General features: G+C 67.8%; 13 protein-coding genes, 1 pseudogene and 1 riboswitch. Of the genes and pseudogenes, 3 read left to right on the top strand and 11 right to left on the bottom strand.

Annotated features, from left to right (window positions below):
* Positions 1-3: 3 nt before the first annotated feature.
* Both ABD301_RS25965 and ABD301_RS25960 read right to left on the bottom strand, forming a co-directional pair.
* Positions 4-468 (bottom strand): hypothetical protein, encoded by a 465-nt coding sequence (locus tag ABD301_RS25965; protein WP_344313081.1) that lies wholly within the window; start codon positions 466-468, stop codon positions 4-6.
* Entirely contained in the window at positions 465-2,156 is a 1,692-nt protein-coding gene (locus tag ABD301_RS25960) for a PHP domain-containing protein (RefSeq protein WP_344313080.1), read from the bottom strand. The genes ABD301_RS25965 and ABD301_RS25960 overlap by 4 nt, the downstream gene beginning before the upstream one ends.
* Positions 2,157-2,357: 201 nt before the next feature.
* A riboswitch (cobalamin riboswitch) is annotated at positions 2,358-2,574 on the top strand.
* A 117-nt stretch (positions 2,575-2,691) separates the two neighbouring features.
* Here ABD301_RS25960 and metE point away from each other — a divergent pair.
* A pseudogene (metE, locus tag ABD301_RS25955) lies at positions 2,692-4,964 on the top strand (5-methyltetrahydropteroyltriglutamate--homocysteine S-methyltransferase).
* Here the strand turns inward: metE and ABD301_RS25950 are convergent.
* From ABD301_RS25950 to ABD301_RS25925, 6 genes are all read right to left on the bottom strand, one after another.
* Positions 4,961-6,049, bottom strand: a complete 1,089-nt coding sequence (locus ABD301_RS25950; RefSeq protein WP_344313079.1) for an S-adenosylmethionine:tRNA ribosyltransferase-isomerase — start codon at positions 6,047-6,049, stop codon at positions 4,961-4,963. The pseudogene metE and the gene ABD301_RS25950 overlap by 4 nt on opposite strands.
* Positions 6,046-6,741, bottom strand: a complete 696-nt coding sequence (locus ABD301_RS25945) for an SDR family NAD(P)-dependent oxidoreductase (RefSeq protein WP_344313078.1) — start codon at positions 6,739-6,741, stop codon at positions 6,046-6,048. The genes ABD301_RS25950 and ABD301_RS25945 overlap by 4 nt, the downstream gene beginning before the upstream one ends.
* Positions 6,742-6,810: 69 nt before the next feature.
* A complete protein-coding gene (locus tag ABD301_RS25940; protein ID WP_279579100.1) occupies positions 6,811-7,458 on the bottom strand; it encodes a response regulator transcription factor in 648 nt (215 codons plus the stop codon).
* Positions 7,448-8,584, bottom strand: coding sequence for a GAF domain-containing sensor histidine kinase (locus ABD301_RS25935; protein ID WP_344313077.1), 1,137 nt, complete (start codon positions 8,582-8,584; stop codon positions 7,448-7,450). The genes ABD301_RS25940 and ABD301_RS25935 overlap by 11 nt, the downstream gene beginning before the upstream one ends.
* Before the next feature lie 12 nt (positions 8,585-8,596).
* Positions 8,597-9,175 (bottom strand): class I SAM-dependent methyltransferase, encoded by a 579-nt coding sequence (locus tag ABD301_RS25930; RefSeq protein ID WP_344313076.1) that lies wholly within the window; start codon positions 9,173-9,175, stop codon positions 8,597-8,599.
* Positions 9,176-9,247: 72 nt separating this feature from the next.
* Positions 9,248-10,108, bottom strand: a complete 861-nt coding sequence (locus ABD301_RS25925; RefSeq protein WP_344313075.1) for an LLM class F420-dependent oxidoreductase — start codon at positions 10,106-10,108, stop codon at positions 9,248-9,250.
* A 246-nt stretch (positions 10,109-10,354) separates the two neighbouring features.
* Between ABD301_RS25925 and ABD301_RS25920 the strand changes: the two genes are divergently transcribed.
* Together ABD301_RS25920 and ABD301_RS25915 are read left to right on the top strand one after the other, a co-directional pair.
* Positions 10,355-11,362: a methyltransferase domain-containing protein gene (locus ABD301_RS25920; RefSeq protein ID WP_279579184.1), complete on the top strand. Its 1,008-nt coding sequence runs from the start codon at positions 10,355-10,357 to the stop codon at positions 11,360-11,362.
* Positions 11,363-11,461: 99 nt separating this feature from the next.
* Positions 11,462-14,020 (top strand): glycoside hydrolase family 20 zincin-like fold domain-containing protein, encoded by a 2,559-nt coding sequence (locus ABD301_RS25915; RefSeq protein WP_344313074.1) that lies wholly within the window; start codon positions 11,462-11,464, stop codon positions 14,018-14,020.
* A gap of 17 nt (positions 14,021-14,037) precedes the next feature.
* On the opposite strand, the gene ABD301_RS25910 is transcribed toward ABD301_RS25915, so the two are convergent.
* From ABD301_RS25910 to ABD301_RS25900, 3 genes are read right to left on the bottom strand one after another with little or no spacing between them, the layout of a single operon-like run.
* Entirely contained in the window at positions 14,038-15,213 is a 1,176-nt protein-coding gene (locus ABD301_RS25910; protein ID WP_344313073.1) for an ROK family transcriptional regulator, read from the bottom strand.
* A 49-nt stretch (positions 15,214-15,262) separates the two neighbouring features.
* Positions 15,263-16,045, bottom strand: a complete 783-nt coding sequence (locus ABD301_RS25905; protein WP_344313072.1) for a thioesterase family protein — start codon at positions 16,043-16,045, stop codon at positions 15,263-15,265.
* A 52-nt stretch (positions 16,046-16,097) separates the two neighbouring features.
* Positions 16,098-17,759 (bottom strand): threonine/serine exporter family protein, encoded by a 1,662-nt coding sequence (locus tag ABD301_RS25900; RefSeq protein WP_344313071.1) that lies wholly within the window; start codon positions 17,757-17,759, stop codon positions 16,098-16,100.
* Positions 17,760-17,915 lie beyond the last annotated feature (156 nt).

Raw genomic sequence — 17,915 nt, 5'->3', positions numbered from 1 at the left:
ACGTCAGTCGTGGTCGGCGCAGCAGGGAGTGGGATTCGGCACTTCGAAGGGCGCGATGTGGCCGTCTGGCGCTGGAGTTGCCACCAGGGTCAGCACGCCGTCGATCCACTGTGGACGGACGAAGGCGCGGGTGTCCAGCATGGTCTGCGTGGTGGCCGCGGCACCGCCGATGACCGTCACCTTCTCGATGGCGCTCTTGGCCAGCAGGTCCGCGACCGTCATGGTGCCGGTCAGCAGCTCGACGCCCGGGTAGATGACCGCTCGGCCGGTGCCATGGTCCGCGACCGAGGTGCCACCCGATGGCAGCTCGGTTTTTACCGGTGCGGCAATGGTAATGGCGACCCGCGGCCGGTCATCGCGGACGAGCTGCGTACAAGCGACCATGCCGGGCACCGGCGGCAGGCTCGCCAGCCACTGCTCGGCATCGCGGACGCTCCGATGGCCAAGATCCCAGCGGAGCACGGTCATCGGCTCGGCACCACCCAGATCGGGTTGGTGTAGAACCACAGGTCGTTCCACGGATCCGCGGCGCCGACCACGTCCATCGCCGGTCCGGCCGGGTCGACCGTCGCGCCGTGATAGCCCGGCGCCGTCCGGTTGCCGTCGGTGCCCCGAAGCCGCAGATAGAAACCCTGGTCGAGCCGGCCCAGGTCGTACGTGAAGGTGGCCTGTCCGGTGGATTTGCCGATCTGGAAAGATTTCGCGACCGCGGTGTGTGGGGCGCTGAGGGTGTCCCGGTCCGAGACCGGGCCGGTGATGGCGCCGCGGACCACGTCCACCCGGGCGAGTTTCGGGACGAACTGGGCCCAGTTCGGGCCGTTCGCGAGATCGATGGTGACCTCGAGCTGAACCTGGCTTCCCTTCCTGGCCACCAAAGTGTCGCCGAGGGTCACCCAGTTGCCACCGGCCCGCACCCGTACGTCCAGGCCGCTGATCAGGCCGCCGTGATCCACCCAGACCCGGCCGGCGCGCAGGCCCGCCATCACCGCCGCGTACGAGAACTCGGTCGAACCGACGTGCGTCTTGCTGTAGTAGCCGGGCCAGAAGTCGGTGTTGGTGCTGCCCACTTTGCCGCTGTAGACCGGATCGTTGTAATAGCCGTTGGTCTCGAAGTTGCTGCCGGGGCCGCGATCGGTGCTGTCGTTGTAGATCCAGTGCGAGTCGGAGTTCGCGGTGATCCACCACGGTTTGCCTTCGGACAGCATGCTGTCCCAGAAGCCGCCGACCGTGGCGGTAAGCCAGTCGAAACCGCCCCAGGTGCGGTAGCTCTCCAACGGATAGCCGGCAAAGGAGTCGGCCGACGGCGAGTTGTCGTAGCCGCCGCGGCCACTGCCGGGGCCGAGCGGCTTGGCAATGCCGGCGGCTTGGTGGCCCGGCGCGCCTTCGAATCCCACCGCGATCCGGGGTTGCGCGTCCCGCCAGCCGCGGATCTCGTGCGGCGAGTCGATGCCCTTGCGGGCCGGGTGGTTCGCGAGGAACAGGGCGTCCTGGACGTGCCGCTTTTTGACGGCGGAGGCAAGAAAGTTGACGCCAGAGATGGCCAGTGCCTCGTTCGCTGGTGTCGAGGGACCGGCGTTTTTCACCGTACCGTCGAAGGAGTTCTCAAACTCCTTGAGCACCGACACCTCGTTGCGGCCGGGGTGGACGAACACCGTGCCGTGCTCGGCGGCCGGGATGTTCCATTCAAAACCTTGGAAAACCAGGGTGTCCTTGATTTTGGCGCGAGCCGAGACAATGTCCGGGTTGACCTTCTCGACGCCGATCTTCGCGTGCTGGACGCTGCCGTGGTCGGTGATCACCATCCAGTCCAGGCCGTAGGCGTTCGCGTGCCGCACATGATCGATGACCCGGTAGACGGCGTCTGGGCTGTACTGCGTGTGAATGTGGTGGTCGCCGGCCAGCCAGTGCAGGCCGCCGCGCTGGGACGAGCCGGACCACGAGCGACCCGCGGTCGCCGCGGCCGCCGCCGGAAGGCCGAAGGCGCCGGCAGCGGTGGCCGCCGCGCCGGCGCTGAGCAGGCCCGCACTGCGCAGGAATCCGCGCCGGGAGACCTCGTCTGGCGACAGTTCGTCGTCCGGGATCTCGGTGTCCAGCACCGCGGGAAGATCCGCTGGGTGATCGTGGTGATGATGGTCGTGCGGGTGGCCGTGCCCCATCTGGTGCTCCGTTCCGGACCTCGGGTGTCCGGACCAATCTCGGGGAGCGGGGTAAACGGCGGTCAGACGGCCGAACAAGTCTGGGGAAACATGCGTACACGCGAATGATTTTGATGTTGCTTTACCAGCGCTTTTGCTGATCTTTCGGGCGGCGGACCGTTGTGAGGCGGCGCACAACACGGCTGGCCGCCCGCATCGGATACGCTCGGTAGCGCTGATGGTTCGACCGGTCCGTGAGGGCCGGCCGAGGCAACAGGGAACCCGGTGCGAATCCGGGACTGCCCGCGCAGCGGTGAGTGGGAACGAAAGCTGTCATCAAGCACTGGGTTCCGGCCTGGGAAGCGACAGTCGGTAGGTCCGCCGGGTTTCTCGGCGGGTGCCCGCGAGTCCGAAGACCTGCCGTCGGTACGCGTGCCAACCGGCGCGCGTGGGTCCGCGACCGCGTGGGATGGTCGGCAGGGCGTACGCCGGAATGTGGCGTGCTCGTTGCTGTCTTCGCTGTGGTGGGCCTCGGCATGCTCGCGAGGAGAGAGCTATGGCAGACACGACCCCGATCGGGGCCACCGTTCTCGGATATCCGCGGATCGGACCGCACCGGGAACTCAAGAAGGCGCTGGAAAATTACTGGAGCGGTCAGGCCGGCGAGGCGGATTTGCGGGCGGTGGCGGCACAACTGCGCCAGCAGACCTGGACCCAGTTGCAGGAAGCCGGCTTGGATTCGGTTCCGGGCAACACCTTCTCTTTCTACGATCAGGTGCTCGACACCGCAGTCATGGTTGACGCGGTGCCGTCGCGGTTCCGCGATCTCGGGCTTTCGCCGCTGGACACGTATTTCGCGATGGCCCGTGGCACGGACGGCGTGCCGCCGCTGGAAATGACCAAGTGGTTCGACACGAACTACCACTATCTGGTCCCGGAACTGGCGCCCGACACTCGCTTCCAGTTGGTGGCCAACCAGCCGCTCGCGGACTATCAGGAGGCGCTCGGCCACGGTGTCACCACCAGACCCGTGCTCGTCGGACCGGTGACTTTTCTGTTGCTCGCGAAGGCATCCGCGCAGGCACCGGCCGGTTTCGCGGCGCTGTCGCTGCTGGATGACCTGCTTGACGTTTACTTGAGAGTGCTCGCCGAGTTGGCGGACGCGGGCGTGCAATGGGTGCAGTTGGACGAGCCGGCGCTGGTCGGCGACCGCACGCCAGCGGAGCTGGACGCGGTCCGTCGCGCGTACGAGCGACTGGGTGCCGAGTCGAATCGGCCGAAGCTGTTCGTGCCCACCTATTTCGGCCGGCTCGGCGAGGCACTGCCAGTGCTGGCCAGCACGCCTGTCGAGGCGATCGGGATCGACCTGGTCACGCACCCGCAGGCGCTGACCGAGGCGGCCGCGCACTACCGGCTCCGCACCAAAGTCCTGGTCGCCGGGCTGGTCGACGGCCGCAACGTCTGGCGGACGGACCTGCGTCTCGCGTTGACCACCGCTGCCCGCCTGCTGGGTTCGGTGGGCTCGCTCGCGGTGGCGACCTCGTGCCCGCTGCTCCACGTCCCGTACGACCTGGACGCCGAAACCAACCTCGAGCCGGACGTACGGCGGCGGCTTTGCTTTGCCCGTCAGAAAGTTGATGAGGTGGTGGTGCTGAGCCGGGCGCTGCGGGACGGCACCGAGGCGGTGGCCGCCGAGTTGGCCGCCGGCGACGAGGTGGTGCCGGTGCTGCGCGATGATCGCGTACGCGCCCGGATTCAGGTCCTGCGGCCCGAAGATCGGGTCCGGTCCGATTACCACCAGCGGGCGGCGGCGCAGCAGGACCGGCTCGGCCTACCGCGCCTGGCCACCACCACGATCGGCTCTTTTCCGCAGACCGCGGACATCCGGCGGGCGCGGGCCGGTTTGCGGACCGCAGAACTGGACGCTGGCCAGTACGAAACCGCTATGCGGGCCGAAATCGAGCGGGTTATCCGCCTGCAGGAGGAAATCGGCCTCGACGTACTCGTCCATGGCGAGCCCGAGCGCAACGACATGGTGCAGTATTTCGCCGAGAACCTGGACGGTTTCGCGGCCACCGACTACGGCTGGGTGCAGTCGTACGGATCCCGCTGTGTCCGCCCGCCGATCCTGCATGGTGACGTGTCCAGGCCCGCGCCGATCACGGTCGGCTGGAGCCAGTACGCGCAGTCGCTGACTTCGCGACCGGTGAAAGCGATGCTGACCGGCCCGGTGACGATTCTCGCGTGGTCGTTCGTACGAGCCGACCAGCCGTTGGCCGACACCGCGGCCCAGGTCGCGCTCGCTTTGCGGGACGAGGTCGCTGACCTGGAGCGGGCCGGTCTGCGGATCATTCAGGTCGACGAGCCGGCACTTCGTGAGCTTTTGCCGCCGCGCAAGGAAGAACACGAGTCCTATTTGGACTGGGCGGTGATGTCGTTCCGGCTCGCCACTTCGGGGGTGGCCGAGTCGACCCAGATCCACACGCACCTGTGCTATTCGGAGTTCGGTGACGTGATCACCGCGATCGATACGCTGGACGCGGACGTGACCACCATTGAGGCAGCCAGGTCGCGAATGGAGATTTTGGACGACCTGCACGCGATCGGGTTCCGTCGAGGCGTCGGGCCGGGCGTTTACGACATCCACTCGCCACGGGTCCCGGTGTGGAGGAAATGCGGGATTTGCTGGCTGCCGCTCTGAAGGCGGTGCCGGCAGACCGGCTCTGGGTGAATCCCGACTGTGGCTTGAAAACTCGCGGCTATGCCGAGGTCGAGCCGGCCCTGCGCGCCCTCGTACGCGCCGCCGCGACCGCCCGTTCCGTGGGTTAGTGCCAGAGCAGGTGCAGGTCGCCGAACTCGTGCCAGAGATAGCCGGCGGCGAGGGCTTCCTCGTACGACTGGGAAAGGAGTTCGGGTCCGGCGATGGCGGCCAACATCTGCAGGTGCGAAGCCGCCGGTTCGTGCCAGCCAGTCAAGATCCCGTCCACAGTGGACACTCCGGTGGCTGGCGTGACGACGTGGTCGGTCCAACCGTTGGCGGAGGTCAGCCGGCCGGTCCGTGCGGCCGATTCCAACGCTCGTACGACGGTGGTCCCGACCGCCAGCACGCGGTGGCCGGCGGCGTGCGCCTGCTCGATGGTGTCCACTGTGGAAGCTGAGACACTGAACCACTCCGGATAAGGAGGTTCGCCGGATTCCTGCGAGGAAACTCCGCAGTGCAGGACGAGAGTGGCGATTTGTGCGCCGATCGACCGCAGGTGCCGGAGCATCCGGGCGCTGATCGGGCGGCCGGCGGACGGCATTTCGGCGCTGCCCGGAGTGTCGCCATGTTCGGTCCGGTAGGCCGAAATCGGCCAGCGAGCGGACGCGTAGTCATAGCGGATCGGCTCGCCGTGTTGGTTCAGCCAGGCCAGCAACGGCAGGGGAGTACGAACAGTGGCCGCACGGAGGCGTTGCTGCCCGGTCGGATGCGGGCGACCCACCGCGACCTCGCCGCCGCCGCGCAGCCGTACGACCGTGCCGTCCCAGTCCACAGTGGACGGTCGGCTGCCGATCGGTAGCGGAGTGCGGATTTCCACTACCCACTCCGATTCCGGCTGGCCCAGCGCGGCGGACGGGTCGAGTCCAGCGGCCGGCAGCGGAGTCGACAGGTGCACTTCGACCCGCTCGCCGGCTTCGGTCACGCCGGCCGTCGCGGCCGGCAGGGTGTCCGATGTGTTGAGAACCAGGACATCGCCGGCGGACAGTTCACGATGCAGGTCACGGGCCCGTACGTGCCGCAGCGGCCGACCGGGTTCGGCGACCAGCATCCGCACGGCGTCCCGTCGCAGGCCGCGGTATTCGGCCGGGCTGGTCGCCAGCGGAATGTCCGATGTGGACAGATGGAGCGGACTCTCGGCGAAGACGGTGCTCATGACGACACCACTGTCGACAGCTCGCTGGCCGCGTAACGGCCGGATGGCAGCTCACCGCGCAAAAGTGGGTCGAGCCGGGCCGCTGCGGTGGCCGGGTCCAGCAGGTCGGCCGGGTCGGCGTCGGGGTCCGCGGCCGCGTGCATCGCGGTACTCATGTCGCCAGGATCGACCGCATAGACCCGAATCGCCGGTTCTTCCTCGGCCAGCACCCGGGCCAGTTGGTCGGCGGCGGCCTTGCTGGCGCCATAAAGTCCCCAGCCTGGGTAGCCGGTCACCGCCGCGTCGCTGCTGATCAGCACGATGGTGCCGGCCGCTGCCCGTACGTGCGGCAACAGAATCTGGATGAGCGCCAGGCTGGCGACGGTGTTGGTTTCCAACACACCGCGGAAAATTCCCAGATCCGCGGTCGCGAGTGTGGGCAACGGTGTCTCGCCGAGTGCTGACGCGTTGAGAACGAGCAGGTCCAGCTTGCCTTCGGTGGCCGCGGCGAGTTCGGCGCGGTGGCCGGGGTCGGTGATGTCGCCGGCAATCGCCACGGTGTCGGTGCGGTCGAGGAGGGTGGTGGTGGCGGCGTCGAGGTCGGCCGGCGTACGCGCGTCCAGCACCAGGCGGGTGCCGTGGCCGGCCAATCGGTCGGCGATCGCGTACCCGAGACCTTGGGACGCTCCGGTGATGAGGGCTGTTTGGCTCATAGGCCAAGACTTGCGCGCACGCGGGCCGGCGGCATCGGGCCACGGACCCGGCGACCCGAGACCTTTGTCCTAGGACCCGGGGCTTGGGTCGGGGAAGTGGCGGACCGCCCACAAAGCGGCCTGTGTACGGTCCGCCGCCCCGAGTTTTCCCAGGATGGCACTGACATGCGCCTTGACCGTCTTCTCGGACAGGGCCAGTTCGCGGGCGATCAGGCGGTTCGAGAGCCCGCGGGCGATCAGGCTGAGCACCTCACGCTCACGCGGGGTGAGGTGCTCGGGATCGGGTTCTGACACATTCCGCATGACGGCTGCGGCGACGCTGGGATGCAGCGGCGCCCCGCCGGCATGCACGGTTCGTACGGCGCCGGCCAGCTCGGTTGGGTTGACGTCCTTCAAAAGATAGCCGGCGGCGCCGGCTCGGACGGCTTCGATCACCGTGTCATCGCCGGCATAGCTGGTCAGCACCAGCACCTTGACGCCCGGATGGTCGGCGCTGATCCGGCGGACCGCCTCGACGCCGGACATGCCCGGCAACATCAGGTCCATCAGCACGACATCGGGTTTGGTTGTCCCCATCAGGGCCAGTGCCTGTTCGGCGGTGCTGGCCTCGCCAGCCACCTCGATCCCTTCCTGTACGTCGAAAAAGCTGCGCAACCCGGCTCTCACCATCTCGTGGTCGTCGCACAGCAGCACTCGTACGGGCGGGTCAGCAGTCACCGAGGACCTCCAGCGACACCGTCGTCCCGGTCCCCGGGCTGGACTCCACGTGCAGGTCCGCGCCAAGCGCGGCGGCCCGCTCGGCCATCGATGACAAGCCCATCCGGCGTGATTGCCTGGCCGTGATCGCCGGGTCGAATCCGTCGCCGTCATCCGCAACGGTGAGCCGCAGTTTTCCTTCTGTGTAAGTGAGAGTGACCGCGATGCGACCGGCGTTCGCATGTTTGAGGGCGTTCGACAACGCTTCGGTGGCGATCCGGCCGACCTCGTATTCGGTGGCCGCGGACCGGGTCTGCTGGGCGCCTCTGATGCGCAGGTCGATCGGTACGTCGTGGACGCGACCCAGCAGTTCGACCCGCCTGCGCAGCAGGGTCGCGAGGTCGTCCCGGCGGTCCTCGGCGAGGCGCAAGGTGTCCAGTAGTGAGCCGAGCTCCTCGGTCGCGGTGCCGGCCAGCGCCCGGATCCGGTCCACCTGCTCGACCAGCCGCGGGTCCGCGCCGGTCGCGAGGCTGGCCGCGGTTTCGGCTGACAGGGTCAGGCTGAACACCGTTTGTGTCACCGAATCGTGCAGGTCACGGGCCAGTCGGGCCCGCTCGGCGGCGATCGACAGCTCCCGCAGCCGGGACTGCCGTTGGGCGCTGACCACCGCCAACGCGGCATGCGCGGCCAACGCCTCCACCACTCGTACGTCCGCGGTGGAGAAGTCGTCCGCCTCGATCTTGTTGGCCAGGAACAGGGCGGCCACGATGTCGCCGCTCGCGATCACCGGGATGCCCAGGAACGAGGTCATCGCCGGATGGGCCCGGGGCCAGCCGCGAAACCGTGGATCGTCCCGCAACCGGTGCAGCCGCAGCGGTTTCGGATCGGTCAGCAGGCTGCCCAGAACGCCGTGCGTACGCGGGAGGTAGCCGATCGCGTCCCAGGTCCGGGCGTCCACGCCTTCCACCAGGAACAGCGCGAAACCGCCGTCGCCGTCCGGCACCCCGACCGCCGCGTACCGGGCGCCGGCCAGGTCCTTCGCCGCCTTCAGGACCGTGCGAAGCACCGATTCCGGCCGTCGCTCGCCCTGCAGCTCCAACGCCACGTCGAGCAGCCGCTGCAGCACCGCTGGTTCGGTCTCTCCCACGGTCCTATCTTGCTACGGTCCGGGCTTGCGGGCGTGGAAGGTGAGGATGACACCAGGGTCGACGGTCACGTCGATGTCCGTGAAGCCGGCGGCCCGGAGCCGGTCCGGGAAGCTGTCGGGCTCGACGACGACCATGATGTCGCCCTCGTGCAGAGCCCGGAAGCCTTCGCTGTCCTGCCCATCGGCGCCGGCGACAACGCCACCGGGGCGCAGAAGTCGGTACGCCTCAGCGAAAATCTGGTCCTGGAGCTCGACTGACGGTACGTGGTGCAGCATGGTGAAACAAACCACACCGGAATAGCTCGCCGACGCCAGCGGCACGTCCGCGCCGCTGGCGTTGATGATGGTGACCTGGTCGCCGAATTCCGCCCGCAACCCAGCGGCGAAGTCCGGGTCGATTTCAATGGCCGTCAGCCGCTCGCAGTGGCGTACCAAAACACGAGTGGTGGCACCAAAACCGGGACCGATCTCGACGATGTCGTTGCCGATGTCACGGCCGGTGGTGGTCAGCCATTCGTCCAGTCTCTCGCCGACCGCGTCGGCCCATTCCTGCGAACTGCAGAGTTCCTGATGGCGAAGGTTCATTGGCATGCGGCCAGCGTCGCAGCGTGCGCGTACTGACCGCAATGCCGTGCCCCGACAATAAATGTCGAGAATCCGCCACTACACCAGATCGTTGGCGGCGGGGACGATCTCCCGTCCGATGATCTTCAGTTTGTCCAGATCCAGATTCGTCGGGACCCGGCCGATCGCGGTCTGGATGCCGAGTCCGTGCAGCTTTTCCAGGTGCTCGATGGTCGCCTTCACGTCGCCGTCGAAGGTGTACATCGAGGTCTTCTCGATCGCGTCGAAGTCGGTGCCTTCGCGTTCGCAGTGCTCGCGCAGCACCTGCAGCTTGTGTGCCAGCTCCGGACCGGGGAACAGGTTGCACGCCTGCGCGTACTTCGCCACCAGCCGCAGCGTCTTCTTCTCGCCGCCGCCACCGATCATGATCGGCGGGTGTGGACGGCTCAGGGACTGCGGGGAGTTGAGCGTACGGCCGAGCTGGTAGTGCTTGCCGTCGTAGCCGGCCTCGGAGTCGGACCACATCTGCAGGCAGATCTGCAGGGTCTCCTCCAGCCGCTCGAACCGCTCGGACACCGGCGGGAAGGGCAGTCCGAGGCCGGTCGTCTCCTCCTCGTTCCAACCGGCCCCGATGCCCAGCCAGGCCCGGCCGCCGGACAGCACGTCAAGCGTGGTCACGGCCTTGGCCAGCAGCCCGGGCTCGCGGTAGACGGCAGCGGTGACCAGCGTTAGCAGCCGTACTCGAGAGGTGTGCGCGGCGAGGAAACCCAGTGCTGTGTACGCCTCCAGCATGTCGTTCTCGCTGGGGCCGACGACCGAGATCTGGAACAGGTGGTCCATCACCGTGATGGTGTCGATCCCGGCGTCCTCGGCGCGCCGGACCAGGTCGGCGAGGTCCGCGCCGAGTCGGGCCGGTCCGTTCGGGTACGTGAAATCGCAAATGTGCATACCAAGTTTCATGCCTGCCAGCCTACGGAGCTGAGCGGAGCTAACCAGGGAGCGTCGCTCCGGGGATAAATAGCCGGCGGGCCAGCAGGCTTCCTTGCTACAGTCCCGGGCATGTTCTTCACCTTCCCCCTCGGCTAGCGATCCGCCGGCCTGTCGTGGCGTCGCGGTAAGTTTGTGCACCGCTGAAAGCCCGCCGCCGGCGAAGCGGAGCGGCTGCCTGCCGTTCCGTGTCGCGACGCGGGAGGAACGTAACCGTTGGTGCGCCTTTTGGCGCGTACGGTCCGTGGCCTGGAATCGTTGGCCAGCGCGGAAATTCACCAAGAGGGCATCGGCCGGACGGAAAGCGTCCGGCACCGGGAGGTCGTTTTTCGGCCGAGCGGGACTGATCCGTTGTTGTTGCGGACAGTCGATGACGTGATGGTGCTGGCCGCCGAGGTGACCGGGATCGGGAAGTCCACAGTGGACCTTCGCCGGTTCTCGGCGATGGCGGTGGACGTCGCCGCGGTTTTGGCCGTACGCAAACGTTTTGGTGGTATAGACGTGACGTCCGATGTGGACGTTTCAGCCTCGGTTGTCGGGCTGCGGCGGTTCGGCCGGTACGACGTGGAGGACGCGGTCGGCGCTCGACTCGCGGACTTGTTGGGCTGTCGCTATCACTCTCGACGGGGTGGTCGGAGGCCGCCGGCGGGCAGCGTCACCTGGCGGGTGTCCCTGGAGGGCCAGGTTGCCCGGGTCGCGGTCCGGATCGCGGACCGTCCATTGCATCGCCGCTCGTACAAGATCGGCTCGGTGCCGGGCACCCTGCATCCGCCGGTGGCCGCCGCGATGGCGCGGTTGGCGGACATCCAGGAGCGGCACTTGGTGCTGGATCCGTGCTGTGGCGCTGGTACGACCCTGCTGGAGGCCACCGGGCGGCGGCTGGGTTTCGATCTTCAGCCGTCGGTCGTACGGGTAGCGGTCGGGAATGCTGGTGGTGCGGTCTCGCTGGGCGTCGCGGACGCGGCGGCTTTGCCGATCGCTGGCGGCAGCGTCGACCGGGTGTTGGTCAACCCGCCCTGGGGTGTCGCGGTCCCGGTCACGATCGGTCCGGAGCCGCTGTGGCGGGAGATCCGTCGAGTGCTGCGACCGGACGGCCGGGCGGTGGCGCTGCTGCCGGACCTCACAGCCGGCCCACGTACAGGATTCCTGCTGCGGCGGCAGATCGATCTTCGCCTGCACGGTCGGCTGGCGGTGCTGGCGGTCTTCGACGGCGGGACGGCTGTCTGACGAATTCGGCGTTGGCCGCTCTTGGCCGTTCCCCTGATTGACGATCCGGATTATCGTCACTCTCCATCGTAATAAGGCGCATCCATACAGGGGTCTGAGATGACAAAACGGGTAAGCCTGATCCGAATCCTGCTGGCCGTCGGGGTCGCCCTCGTGCTGGCCGCTGGCCTGTCTCCAGGTCTGCCTCCGGCGTCGGCCGCGGAGGCCCTGCCCGCGGTGCTGCCCGCGCTCCGGCAGTGGCAGGCCGGTGCCGGCGCCGGATACGCATGGACCGCTGCCGCGCGGGTGGTGGTCAACCCGGCCGACGCCGCCACGCTGACAGCGGCAGCGCGGACTTTCGCCGCGGATCTCGGCTTGGCTTTGAACGTACCGTCGCCGCCGGTGGTCACCGCGACTGTCGGTACGACCCAGCCTGGCGATATTTTCCTTGGCCTGGGATCAACTGACCAGCAACTGGGCAACGAGGGTTACGCTCTGACCGTCGGGCCGACGCTGCAGGTGAGTGCCCAGACCGTCGCCGGTGCGTTCTGGGGCAGCCGTACGATCCTGCAGCTTGTGCGGCAGTCGACGGCATTGCCGGCCGGTACGGTCCGGGACTGGCCGCAGTATGCGGTGCGGGCTGTCCTGGTGGACACCAATGCCAGGCATTTTCCGCTGGGCTGGTGGTTCAACGAAATTCGTGACTTGTCCTACCTGAAGCTGAACGAGCTCCAGTTCGGTGCCAACACCTCCGCGCTCAGCGCGGCGGAATCGCAGCAGATCGACGCCTTCGCCGCCACGTACAACGTAAAGCTGACGCCAGTGGTGAACATGCCGGGACACCTGAACCAGGGCGATGCCCCGCTGCCGGACCAAGACACGCTGCGCAACGACAGTGGAACCGAGCTGCCGGGGGCGTTGGACTTGGCGAGTCCGGACGCGGTGAACTGGGCGCGCGGCCTGATGTCGACGTACCTGGCGAGGTTCGGTGGATCGACCTGGCACACCGGCGGCGACGAATATCCGGAATATAACCAGCGACTGAACGACACTGGAAATCTCGGCTCGCTGACCCGAGCGGCGGTCAGCCAGTTCGGCGCCGGCGCCACCGCCGAGGATCTTTATCGCGCTTTCATGAACGGGAACGACGCGATTGCCCGCCAGCATGGAAAATCCATGCGAATGTGGGGCGACGACCTGTTTCCCAGCAGCAAAGTGCCGCTCAACAGTGACATCACCGTAACGGACTGGCTCGCCATGCCCGGCGGCCTTTCGCCGGCGGACTTGGCCGCCAACGGTAACCAGGTGATCAACGGCGACAACACTTTTCTCTATTACGACGAGGGCAGTACGAGTCTGCCCAACACATCTGGCCAGCGGATCTGGGAGCAGTTCGATCCCGGAGTCTTCAACGGAAACCGCACTTTGCCCGGTGGTCGTACGGACCCACACCTCGCCGGTGTTCTGCTCTGTGAGTGGGACGCTCAGGCCGAGGATCCGGGCAGGCTGGAGCGGGATCTGGCACCGCTGAACCGGGCACTGGCCCAGAAATCGTGGGGTACGACGCCACTTTTCGCTACCTGGAACCAGATGCAGCCGACCCTGAACCTGGTTGGCCAGGCACCTGGTTTTCTCGCGACGCCGGCGCCAGGTGATCCTGGAGCGGGTTCGGTGGCCGGGTCGCGGACGGAGGTCTTCGGCACCTCGCAGAACGCTTTTGTCATTCATCCGGACGGAAGTCTGACGCACAGCTGGTGGGCGCCCGGGATGTCGGCCACTGAGTCCGAGCAACTCGCGCCGGCCGGCTCGGCGGCCGGCCAACCGGTCGCGTACGTCACCGCCCACCAGCAGCATGTGATGGCCCGCGGCACCGACAACCACCTGCATCAGTGGTGGACCAACGGGGTGTCCGGCGGGTGGGACACCCAGGACTGGACAGTGGGAGCCGGCGGTCCGGGCTTGGACATCGTCGGCGACCCGGCCGGTTTCGCGTACGGCGAGGAGCAGCACGTCTTCGCGCGCGGCTCGGACGGGCACCTGCATCACTGGTACTACCTGGCCGTACCGGGCCAGCTGCGGGCCGACGACTGGGGTGGGCAGGTGACCGGCGGTGCTCCCGTCGCTTACGTGTGGGGAAGCGTCCAGACCGTCTTCGCTCGCGGCGCGGACGGTGCGTTGCACCGCTGGTGGTGGCAGCCGTCCGACCCGGTCTACGTTCACCAGGCCAGCTGGGGCGGGCAGCTCGCGACCGACGCGGCGCCCACCGGTTTCGACTTCGGCGAAGCCGAGCAGCACGTCTTTGCCCGCGATCAGAACGGAAACCTGCAGCACTGGTGGTACGACGAGGGGACCGGTCAGGTGACACAGCAGGACCTGACCAGCGCCACCGGCTTCAGTATCGCCGGCAACCCCGCCAGTTTTCCTTACGTCCAGCAGAAACACGTCTTCTTTCGGGACTCCGTCACGGGTCATCTCGACCACGTCTACCTCAACGGCACCGGTATCGCGCACGAGGACTGGACCACCCTTGCCAACGGTGGCCTCGCGGTCGGCGACCTCGCCGCCTTCAACTACCGGACCGCTGAGCAACATGCTTTCTCCCTCGACACCACCGGCCACTTTCAGCATTGGTGGTACCAACAAGTCGACGGCACTTTTCACCACGACACGTGGAACTAGGATGCGGACAAGCTCCGTTACTGGGGGCGGGTGAGCGCTGGGAGGGCGCTGTCGGGGTCACCCAGGAGCAGGTCGGCGAGGTGGTCAAGGGCGTACTGGACGGCGCCCTGATGGACCGCGTCGGGGCCGAGCGTGGACACCTCGACGCGTGGCACGGTGATGCAGCGCAGGTGGAGCTCGTCGAGCAGGATTGGTCGTACGAGATCCGCGTAGGGCGCGAGAGTGCCGGTAATCAGCAGCATCTCGGGGTCTATAAGTGAGACTGCGGCGGCGGCGACCTGGCTGACTGCACGTACGTATCGGCCGACGGCATTGACGGCGGCCGGCTGGCCCTCGGCGGCGGCGGTGAGTACGTCCTGGATCCGGTCGCCGGTGCCGCCGGTGGCCGGCACGGCCGGGCACAGGTCGAGGAAGTCGACGGCATGATCGCAGCTCAACGCACTGAAGCTGGACACGTCGGCGGCCGCGCCACGGTGTCCGTGCCGCACCGCCCCGTCCAGCACCAGGCCGAGCCCGACCCGTCGGCCAGCCTGCAGGACCACCAGGTCGCGGACCCCACGGGCCATCCCGAGCCGCTGTTCGGCGAGGGTGGTCAGCCGTACGTCGTTCTCGACCAGCACCGGCCCACCGAGCAGCTCCGCGAGCCTGCCGGCCAGGTCGAGCCCGGCCCACCCGGGGATGGCCGCGGACAGCAGGATCCGGCCGTTCCGGTCGATCCGCCCGGTGGTGCCGGCGGTCGTCATCCACACCGCGTTGGCGGGCAGCTCAGCGGCCCGCAGGCAGTCGCCGACCGCGTCGACGGTGGAATCCAGCCGCTTCGCCCGCGAGTCCGCCGGTCGGGTCTGCCGCCGTGCCTCGCCAAGTACGGTGCCGGCCAGGTCTCCCACCGCGGCCTTCACCGCGTACGCGCCGATGTCGAGGCCGACCACGTGGCCAGCCTCGGCGTGGAACCGGTAGCGGTGTGCCGGCCGGCCCCGACCTGCGGTCATCGCGTCTTGCTCCACCACCCAGCCCTTGTCCCGTAGACCACGGATGACCTCGGTCAGCGACGCGCGGGTAAGGCCGGTCAGCGACACCAGCTCGGCAAGCCGCAGCTCGCCGCCGACCCGGATGGCGGCCAATACCGCCCGCTCGTTGATCTGCCGCAGTCGGGTCAGATCGCCGGCCGGCACGACAGATCGCGGACCGATCACGGGATGACCTCCGGTTCAGTGATTATCGCCAGAGACCATCGTAATGTGGTCAGCCACGCGGACCCACGTACAATGGTTGAGTCGCGCTGCCGAGATAGCCGTGCTCGTCGTAGAGGCGCGCCTCGCTCATGCCGCCGCCGTCAGCGGACAGGTGGGTGCGGCAGTCGAGGTAGATCCAGTCGCTCTGTGGATAGCGGAAAACCGTCACCGTGAGCGTGGGTGGGATGAAAAGCCAGTCGCCCAGGAACATCTGCGCGCTCAGGCCGTTCGCCGAGTCGGCCAACAAGAGGAGCCTCTGGAGGCCGACCAGTTCCGGATCGGAGTCCGCCAACAGCGGCAGCCGTACGTGCGCCCACACCTGGCTGGGACCCGGCACATCCCAGCCACCACTGACAAAACGCCACTCGGTCGCCTCGCCATAGCCCCACCGGCCGATCCCCGGAAAGTAGCTCTGCGGCTGCGGATCGGGTAGGGCCGGCGGGGAATCGGACGGCGTTGGCTCGATGGCCGCGCCGACGGCGATCTGCCAGGCCCGGGCGACGACCGCCGCCTTGCCGTCCACGACCATCGTCGCCTCAGTCAGCTGCGTACGCCGACCCGGCCGGACAATGTGGACGGCGACCTCTGCGTCCGACCGGGGAATTGGGGCCAGGAAATCGACGGTGATCCTGGCCAGCCGCAGGGGCGGGCCGCCGGCCTGCCGGCAGATTTCGGTCGCGAGCAACGCCGTTGGTGGCCCGCCGTGCTGCATCCGCTGGTCCCACGGGCTGGTCGTTGCCTCGGTCGGGCGGAACTTGCCGCCGCCAAGCTCTTCATAGAACAGGTCCGTCACGTACGTACGATATGGCACCTGTTTGGTTTGTGGTCAAAAGCGGGAGATGCGATCAATATCCGCGGGTGCGGCGGGCGGCGGGGCGGCGCCAGTTGCTGGCGACAGCGGCGATCGGGGTGCCGCGGAAGGCGCGTACGAGTTCGCCGCCAACGCAGATTCCGGCGGCGAGAGCCATCCCAATCGCCAGCGCCTGCGTCAAATGGAGCAGGCCTTGGCTGACATTTCCGCCGCCCAGCTCCAATAGTCCGCGGTAGAGCGCGGTGCCGGGCAGCAACGGTCCGATCAGCGGGACGACGTACGGGAGGGCGGGGCGGCGGGCCCAGCTGGCGGCGAAATGGGCGATGGTGCCGATGGCGGCGGCGGAGACGCCGGCGGCGATGATCGGGGAAAAGGCCGCTTCGCGAAGGAGGGTGTAAAGGACCCAGATGAGGCCGCCGCCGATCGCCGCGGCCAGCAGTTCGCGCGGTGGAGTGTGCATCGAGAGGGCGAAAGTGACGGTCAGGACGACCGCAGCGCCGATCTGCAGAGCGTTGAGTCCCGGTGGGGTAGCGGGCAGGCCGGCGATGGACAGCGGCAGTCCACAGTGGACGGCGGTGTAGACGACCAGGCCGACGCCGGACACGATCGCTGCCAGCGCGAAGAAAACCTCGAGCATGCGAGCGCCGGCGCTGACGTACGCACCGGTGATGCCATCGGTGACGCTGGCCACCAGGGCGCGACCGGGGAGCAGCGTGATGATCGAGGCGGTGACCACGGTCGAGCCGTGCAGCGGGAGTCCGGTGGCCATCAGCAGGACGGCGGTCAGCGAACCGATCGCACCGGCGACGGCGAACTGGTAGAACTCCGCGATCCCACGCCGAGCCAGCAGCACAGTGGTCTGGTCGGCCAGCAGCGCGGCCAGGAAGGCGATGCTGGAAACCAGCAGACCACCGCCGGACAGCATGGCCGCGGCGGCGGACATCAGCGGCAGCGAGAGGGCGATCAGCCAGCGCTGGTACCCGCCTCGGCCGTACTTGATGTGGTTGAGCTGCGCGAACGCGTCGTCCAGAGACAAGGTGCCGGTGGCGGCCGTACGGATGAGCGTGTGGACGGCGACCAGCTTGGTGTAGTCGGGGGAGCGGCGGCGGACCAGTCGCTCACCCGTCACGGGCGCGGCGCCGCGGCCGGGCAGGCAGGAGATGGAGATCGCGGTGAAGTTGACGATCGCCTCGGACCGGGGCAGCTCGTACGACTGCGCGAGGCTCACCATCGCCTCCGTGACACTCTCGGTCGATTCGCCGCTGGCGAGCAACAGTTCGCCGACTCGCAGGGCGAGATCCATGGCCCGGTACGTTTCGGGCGCACCCGGCTCTTCCTCGGCAAGGTCGATCAGGTTGTCCAGCCGACGGGCGGCCGCGCGGTCCAGCAACCGTCCCCAAGCGGTGCGCGCGTTCGATCGCCGGGTGCGCTCCACCAACGTCTCCATAGTGCTGTGCTCGACGCCGCCTTTCTTTGACTCGGTACGGACCGCGGGCGCGATGACGCGGCCGCGAGCCGCGGGAATGGCGAAAATGGATGGCCGAAGCCGGGTAATGGCGTTGTTACGCGGCCGGGATATGTCGTCGATCCGCGCGGCCTGGGCAGCGCCGCGACGCGGAGACTTCAGGTCGCTGGAAACGCGCGAAAACCGCGACCGGCCGGATGGTTCCGTCGGTCGCGGTGACAGCGTTGTCACAGCGAGGCATACGTTTATCGTAGGTGTCGACGCGGCCTGGACAAGCATCGCGAAGCTGTCACGTGCACCACAGTGAAGACCAGATTATGGGAACGTTCCCGGACCACCGCTGACCACTGCCGGCAACCCCGCGCAAAGGTGCCGGACCAGTGGTTA

Origin of the sequence: Fodinicola feengrottensis (assembly GCF_039530045.1) — a bacterium.
Taxonomy (GTDB): domain Bacteria; phylum Actinomycetota; class Actinomycetes; order Mycobacteriales; family HKI-0501; genus Fodinicola; species Fodinicola feengrottensis.
The sequence above is the reverse complement of the archived record's forward strand: the minus strand, read 5'-3'. Positions and strand labels throughout refer to the sequence as shown.